Origin of the sequence: Pseudoalteromonas shioyasakiensis (assembly GCF_022398475.1) — a bacterium.
Classification (GTDB): Bacteria; Pseudomonadota; Gammaproteobacteria; order Enterobacterales; family Alteromonadaceae; genus Pseudoalteromonas.
In genome coordinates, this window is record NZ_JAKEVM010000185.1 from 1 (window position 1) to 6635 (window position 6635).

The window sequence follows — 6635 nt, forward strand, 5'->3', positions numbered from 1 at the left end:
GTTTTATGTATCTTTATTAGACTAATGTCGCAGATCATTCGTTTTTACTATTTTCGATATTTCGTAAATTTATCTTTGTAGGTTAAGTTGTTGTTAAATATTGTTTTTTACCATTCGTTAACAAATGGTGTTTTGCAGTTTACGTAAACGTAAACTAGCTGTTACGACTATGGTCTCAATTCCATAAATCAGAACCCTTGCTAACTTAGTTAATGACAACTAATACCACTCATTACTTTCTTGTAATGCATAAGGGGATAAAAAATGGCTTTTAAAGATGAAGAACAAGCAAAAGCTTATTGGGCGGAAAACCTCGCACTGCTATTTAAATTATTAGCAATTTGGTTTGTCGTGTCATTTGGCTTCGGCATTTTACTGGTAGACGTACTTAACGAGATACGTTTCTTTGGGTTTAAACTCGGCTTCTGGTTCTCCCAGCAAGGCGCTATTTATACCTTTGTTGCTTTGATTTTTGTTTACGTTTTCAAAATGAATACGTTAGATAAAAAATACGGCGTAGACGAATAGGAGCTAAGCAATGGATGTTCAAACACTCACGTTTATTATCGTCGGTTTAAGCTTTGCGCTTTATATCGGCATCGCAATCTGGGCTCGTGCTGGGTCAACAAATGAATTCTATGTTGCAGGGGGCGGTGTACCGCCGCTAGCAAATGGTATGGCAACCGCTGCTGACTGGATGAGTGCGGCATCGTTTATCTCAATGGCGGGTATTATCTCGTTTGCGGGCTATGACGGTGGTGTATATCTAATGGGGTGGACAGGTGGTTATGTACTACTTGCACTTTGTTTAGCTCCTTACCTACGTAAGTTTGGTAAGTTCACGGTACCTGATTTCATCGGTGACCGTTATTACTCACAAGCTGCACGTGTTGTTGCAATTTTATGTGCTATTTTTATCTGTTTCACATATATCGCAGGTCAAATGCGTGGTGTAGGTGTGGTTTTCTCTCGCTTCTTAGAAGTAGATATTGAGACCGGTGTTTACATTGGTATGGTGATTGTATTCTTCTACGCTGTATTAGGCGGTATGAAGGGGATTACATATACGCAAGTAGCTCAGTACTGTGTACTAGTATTTGCTTACCTTGTTCCAGCAATCTTCATTTCAATGATGATGACAGGTCACTTCTTCCCACAAACCGGTTTCGGTGCAACCCTTAGCGATGGCTCAGGACAGTTTGTACTTGATAAACTAGATGGGCTCAGTACCGAGCTTGGCTTTGCGCAGTATACCGAAGGCTCGAAGAGCATGATTGATGTATTCGCAATCACAGGCGCGTTAATGGTTGGTACTGCAGGTTTACCGCACGTAATCGTTCGTTTCTTCACTGTTCCACGTGTTAAAGACACGCGTATCTCAGCTGCATGGACACTTGTTTTCATTGCAATCGTTTATACAACAGCACCTGCTGTAGCGTCATTCGCTCGTGTAAACATGATTGATACAATTAACGGTAAAGACGGTAGCGGTACAGAGTACGCAGAGGCACCAGCATGGGTTAAGAATTGGGAAAGAACAGGCCTAATCACCTTTAACGATAAAAATGGTGACGGCAAAATGTTCTACTCAGCAGGTAAGATTGATGATCCAAACAGCGCAAACGAAGTTAAAGTTGACCGCGACATCATGGTACTTGCAAACCCTGAGATTGCAGACTTACCAGCATGGGTGATTGCATTAGTAGCAGCAGGTGGTATCGCAGCAGCGCTATCAACAACAGCAGGCTTACTATTGGTGATCTCGACCTCGGTATCGCATGACTTATTAAAACGCACCTTAAAACCAGATATAAGTGACAAACAAGAGCTACTTGCAGCGCGCTTAGCTGCGATGATAGCGATTGTGATTTCAGCTTACTTTGGTATTAACCCGCCAGGGTTCGTGGCTTCGGTTGTTGCCTTTGCCTTCGGCTTAGCAGCGGCGAGCTTCTTCCCAGCTATCATCATGGGTATCTTCTCTAAGAAGATGAATAAAGAAGGTGCGATTGCGGGTATGGTGACAGGTATTACATTCACAGCGGCTTATATTATCTACTTCAAGTTCGTAAGCCCTGAATTGAATGCACCTGCAAACTGGTTATTTGGTATTTCACCTGAGGGTATTGGTCTGATTGGTATGATTGTTAACTTTGTGGTTGCAGCTATCGTACTTAAACTAACGGCTGAAACACCAGTTGAAATCCAAGAAATGGTTGAAGGTATCCGTAACCCTAAAGGTTCGAGCGCAGCACACGCGCACTAATAAAACCATTTTATAAGAACACACTCTTGAAGTTCAAAAGCCCGACTTAAGTCGGGCTTTTTATTTATTTCAAACAGGGGTAGTGTAGATATTGTCTCTATTTTATAGCGAGAATGACCATGAATACCGAGCAACAGGAAGTCGCCCAATTTGTGATGCAGCAAACGCCATTTAATCAGCTCGAAGGTGCTGCTAGTGAGTATTTTGTAAACCATCTCGATATTATTTATCTGACCCGTGAGAATCAAAATCAGTGGTTAAGTTCAGATAATCTCAGATTATTTTTAATTCGCTCTGGCGATTATGATTTAGTCGACCCAAAAGGCGATGTGATTACTAAGTTATCGAGTGGCGATTACTTTGGTTTTCCTTCACTGTTAACTGGCGAAGCGATTCAAAATAGTATTTCAGTGCAAAAGGAAGGCATTGTTTACATGTTAAACCAAGCGGCATTTGATTACTTACGCCGTGAGTATAAAGTGTTTGAGCAATACTTTGTTCGCGCCCACAAAAACCGTTTATTGTCGTCTCATTATAAAAGTCAAAACGACAGTTGGTCGGAGAAGAAAATTTGCGAATTGATGAATCGCAAAGCCGTTACCTTGGCACCAGATGCAAGTATTCGTCAAACCGCTAAAAAAATGAAACAGCAGGGTGTTTCGTCGATTATGTTAACGGAACATGATCGCCTCGTTGGGGTTGTCACCGACCGAGATTTACGCAACCGCGTATTGGCCGATGAGGTTGACCCTCAAGACTCAGTAAGTAGCATCATGACGTGTAAGCCCAAGTTTATTTTTGAAAATAACCGCGTGTTTTCGGCGCTGCACTTAATGCTTAAGCACAATATTCACCATTTACCTGTGCTTGATGAACATCACAAACCCCTAGGTATGCTCACCAGTACTGATTTACTGCGTCAGCAAAAAAGCGACCCAGTACAATTGATTGGCCGAATATACAAAGCGCACAGCGTGGTTGATTTAAAGCGTTATTCGCAAGAGATACCCGGCTTGTTAAAAGGCTTTTCGAACAATATTGATGATATCTCCTTGATTGGTAAATTATTAAGTGGCTTAACCGATGCACTGACTTCGCGTTTGATCCGTTTGTTTCAAGAAGATAATGGCGCGGCACCAACCAGCTTTAGTTTTATTTGTTTTGGTTCACAAGCAAGGGAAGAACAAACGCTGCATTCAGACCAAGATAATGGCCTGTTGCTACCTGATGATTTAACAGAAGAACAACAAGATTACTTTAAGCGCATGGGCGAGTACGTCTGTGAGCATTTAATTGAGTGCGGTATAAAACGTTGCCCTGGCAATATTATGGCGAGCAATGCAGCGTGTCGAATGGGCATTAACGATTGGACAGAAAAGTTTCATAAGTGGATCACCTCACCTACACCTGAGGCGATGCTCAATTGTAAGATATTTTTTGATTTACGCTTTATTGAAGGCTCAACCACCTTATATGCGCGCTTTTGTGAGCAGCTAAAGCGCATTTCTAAAAATGACTTATTCTATGCAGCTATGGCCAGCGACATTAAAAATACGCCAGTGCCCATTGGTTTGTTTAATCAATTTAAATTAGAAACTGACGAAAAACAGCATAAGTACCTCGACTTAAAAAAACGTGGTGTGGTGATCATCAACGACATAGTACGTTTATATTCCCTTAAAGCGGGTATTCAGCGCGCTAATACGCAAGAGCGTATTGATGCGTTAATGAAATTTTCGCTACTCAACAATGATGACTTATATAACCTAAAAGACTGTTGGCGTTTTTTAACCCAGCTGCGTTTAGGTACGCAAATTAACGAAGAGGGATTGCCTAGCAACTGTATTAACCCAAATGCGTTGAACTCATTAGAGCGACATCAATTAAAAGAAGCATTTTATTTGGTTAAACAGGCACAGCAAGCGGCCGCATTTAAGTTTGCTCGTGGTAGTTTATAGGAGGTGTGATGGTTAAACGCTGGTTAAGTCGGTATTTAGCGCGTAAGCAACTTTTGGCAGCCGATGCTTATAAAGAGCGCTATGTAGTGATAGACATGGAATTAACGGGCCTTGACCCTCGCCAGCACGAAATTGTCTCGGTGGCGTGGGTAATGATAGAAGATCAGTGCATTAAACTCAGCGGTGCGCAGCACTTAATAAATAAAGACGTGCAAAGCTTAGAGCAAAGCCCGATTTATCACGGTATTGCAAAACAAGATATAGATACAGGTGAAAGCCTCGAAACCATTCTTGGTAAGCTGCATCAGCATTTTGGTGAGTGCATTTTAGTTTTTCATAATGCGGCACTTGATTGGGGGTTTTTAAAACAGGCGTGCAGAACGCTTGGCTTAGATGCAAAAGCGCGTTTAATTCTTGATACCTTTGTTATTGAAAAAAAACGCCTGCACCAGCAAGGCCACGAAATTGGCCACGATGATTTAACACTTAGCGAATGCCGTAAACGCTACAACTTACCACATTACAGCTCGCACCATGCCCTTACTGATGCTATGGCAACGGCCGAGTTATTCTTAGCCCAGTGTCATCAAATTAGTCGTGGTAAGGCATTGAAAGTAGGGGAACTTGTGTGAATCAGTTAGAATTAAAAATTCCTCCAGGCGCGCTGCTGCTGATCATTGCGTTGATGATGTGGGGCATAGCAGAGTTGTTTATGAGTTTTAGCTTCTCGTTTTTCGCATCATCTTTTGTAGCACTACTCATTGCATTTTTAGGTGTGGTGTTTGCTTTATTAGGGGTTTATCAATTTCGCAAGCAAGGCACGACCGTTGACCCTCGAATTCCAGAAAAGTCGGCGAGCCTTGTTACAAGTGGTGTTTATCAATTTAGCCGTAACCCAATGTATGTTGGTATGTTATTAATGCTAGTTGGTTGGGGAATTTATCTTGGTAATATTGCGAGTTTTATAATGCTGCCGGTATTTATTCTCTATATGAATCGATTTCAAATTATGCCAGAAGAAAAGTTTATGGCAGAGAAGTTTGGGTCAGCATACCAGCAATACAAAAAAACTGTTCGTCGCTGGCTATAAAGGAAAAAAGTAAGAGAATGAGGTTGCTAACGCAGTTTTATTTACCTTGCTCTCTTATAATAATGTGTAAGGTCGATTACCAAAACTGCGCCATCTAAAACATACTAAGCAATTTTTATTTTGGCTGACCTCTTATAAAAACTCTTCAGGTTGATTACCAAAATTGAGCCATCTAGGGTTGTTAAAGTAGTTTTATTTACCTTGCCCTCTTATAAAAATGTGTAAGGTCGATTACAATACCGCCATCTAAAAGGCAGTTGCCTTTATCTGCAAGCAAATAGAGTGGATTTTCTTCTTCATGGCAATCAAACTTGCAATTAATGGTTTTGGTCGAATCGGGCGCAATATCGTCCGTGCACTGTATGAATCAGGGCTTGAAGATCAAATCAAAATTGTCGCTATTAACGAATTAGCCGACCCTAAGGGCATTGCCCATCTCCTTAAATACGATACATCTCACGGCCGCTTTTCATTCCCTGTTAATCTTGGCGAAGATACTTTAACGGTTGCTAACGACTCTATAGCCTTATTTGCAGAAGAAAACCCTGCGGAACTACCTTGGCAAACTCTTGATGTTGATGTGGTTCTTGAATGTACTGGGGTGTATCACTCTCGTGAACATGCAGAACTACACTTGGCTGCTGGTGCAAAAAAAGTATTGTTTTCACAGCCTGCAGATGCTGATGTTGATGCCACAATTGTGTATGGTATTAACGATGATGAGCTAAAAGCTGAACATACGATTGTTTCAAACGGTTCATGTACCACAAACTGTATTGTGCCAGTAATTAAAGTGCTGGATGACGCATTTTCGATTGAATCTGGGGCTATTACAACGATTCATGCCTCGATGCATGATCAGCAAGTGATTGATGCGTATCATCATGATTTACGTCGTACTCGCGCTGCAAGCCAGTCTATTATTCCGGTGGATACAAAGCTTGCTCGTGGTATTGAGCGTATTTTGCCTAAGTTTCATAGTCGCTTTGAAGCCATTGCTGTTAGGGTACCAACTATCAATGTGACGGCGATGGATTTAAGTGTAACAGTGAATACCGATGTGAATTTAGCGACTGTCAATCAAGCACTTAAGTTAGCTGCAAAAGACCGCCTTGACGGTATTTTAAGCTATACAGAAGAGCCATTGGTATCGGTAGATTTTAATCATGACCCACATTCTTGTATCATAGATGGCACTCAGACACGTGTTAGTCATAAACGACTGATAAAGTTGTTAGTGTGGTGCGATAATGAGTGGGGCTTTGCGAATCGTATGCTCGACACTGCGCGTGCGATGATGGCTGTAAGCCAATAATTTATAAAT

Annotated in this window: 6 protein-coding genes; all 6 read left to right on the forward strand. The window is 41.5% G+C overall.

Features of this window, described 5'->3' with window-relative positions; all coding sequences use genetic code 11:
- Nucleotides 1-264 precede the first annotated feature (264 nt).
- The 6 genes from L1D51_RS19865 to epd all read left to right on the forward strand — a co-directional run bounded on the left by L1D51_RS19865 (nucleotide 265) and on the right by epd (nucleotide 6626).
- On the forward strand, nucleotides 265-528 hold the full coding sequence (locus tag L1D51_RS19865; RefSeq protein WP_054551160.1) for a DUF4212 domain-containing protein: 264 nt from the start codon (nucleotides 265-267) through the stop codon (nucleotides 526-528).
- 10 nt (nucleotides 529-538) lie between these two features.
- Entirely contained in the window at nucleotides 539-2263 is a 1725-nt protein-coding gene (locus tag L1D51_RS19870) for a sodium:solute symporter family protein (protein WP_054560886.1), read from the forward strand.
- Between the two features lie 119 nt (nucleotides 2264-2382).
- A complete protein-coding gene (locus L1D51_RS19875; protein ID WP_239964600.1) occupies nucleotides 2383-4221 on the forward strand; it encodes a DUF294 nucleotidyltransferase-like domain-containing protein in 1839 nt (612 codons plus the stop codon).
- An 8-nt stretch (nucleotides 4222-4229) separates the two neighbouring features.
- Nucleotides 4230-4853: a 3'-5' exonuclease gene (locus L1D51_RS19880; RefSeq protein WP_054560884.1), complete on the forward strand. Its 624-nt coding sequence runs from the start codon at nucleotides 4230-4232 to the stop codon at nucleotides 4851-4853.
- Nucleotides 4850-5311 (forward strand): methyltransferase family protein, encoded by a 462-nt coding sequence (locus L1D51_RS19885; protein WP_239964602.1) that lies wholly within the window; start codon nucleotides 4850-4852, stop codon nucleotides 5309-5311. Before L1D51_RS19880 ends, L1D51_RS19885 begins: the two co-directional genes overlap by 4 nt.
- A 298-nt stretch (nucleotides 5312-5609) precedes the next feature.
- Nucleotides 5610-6626 carry an erythrose-4-phosphate dehydrogenase gene (epd, locus tag L1D51_RS19890; protein WP_054551164.1) on the forward strand — a complete coding sequence of 339 codons (1017 nt, stop codon included), beginning with the start codon at nucleotides 5610-5612 and terminating at the stop codon, nucleotides 6624-6626.
- Nucleotides 6627-6635 lie beyond the last annotated feature (9 nt).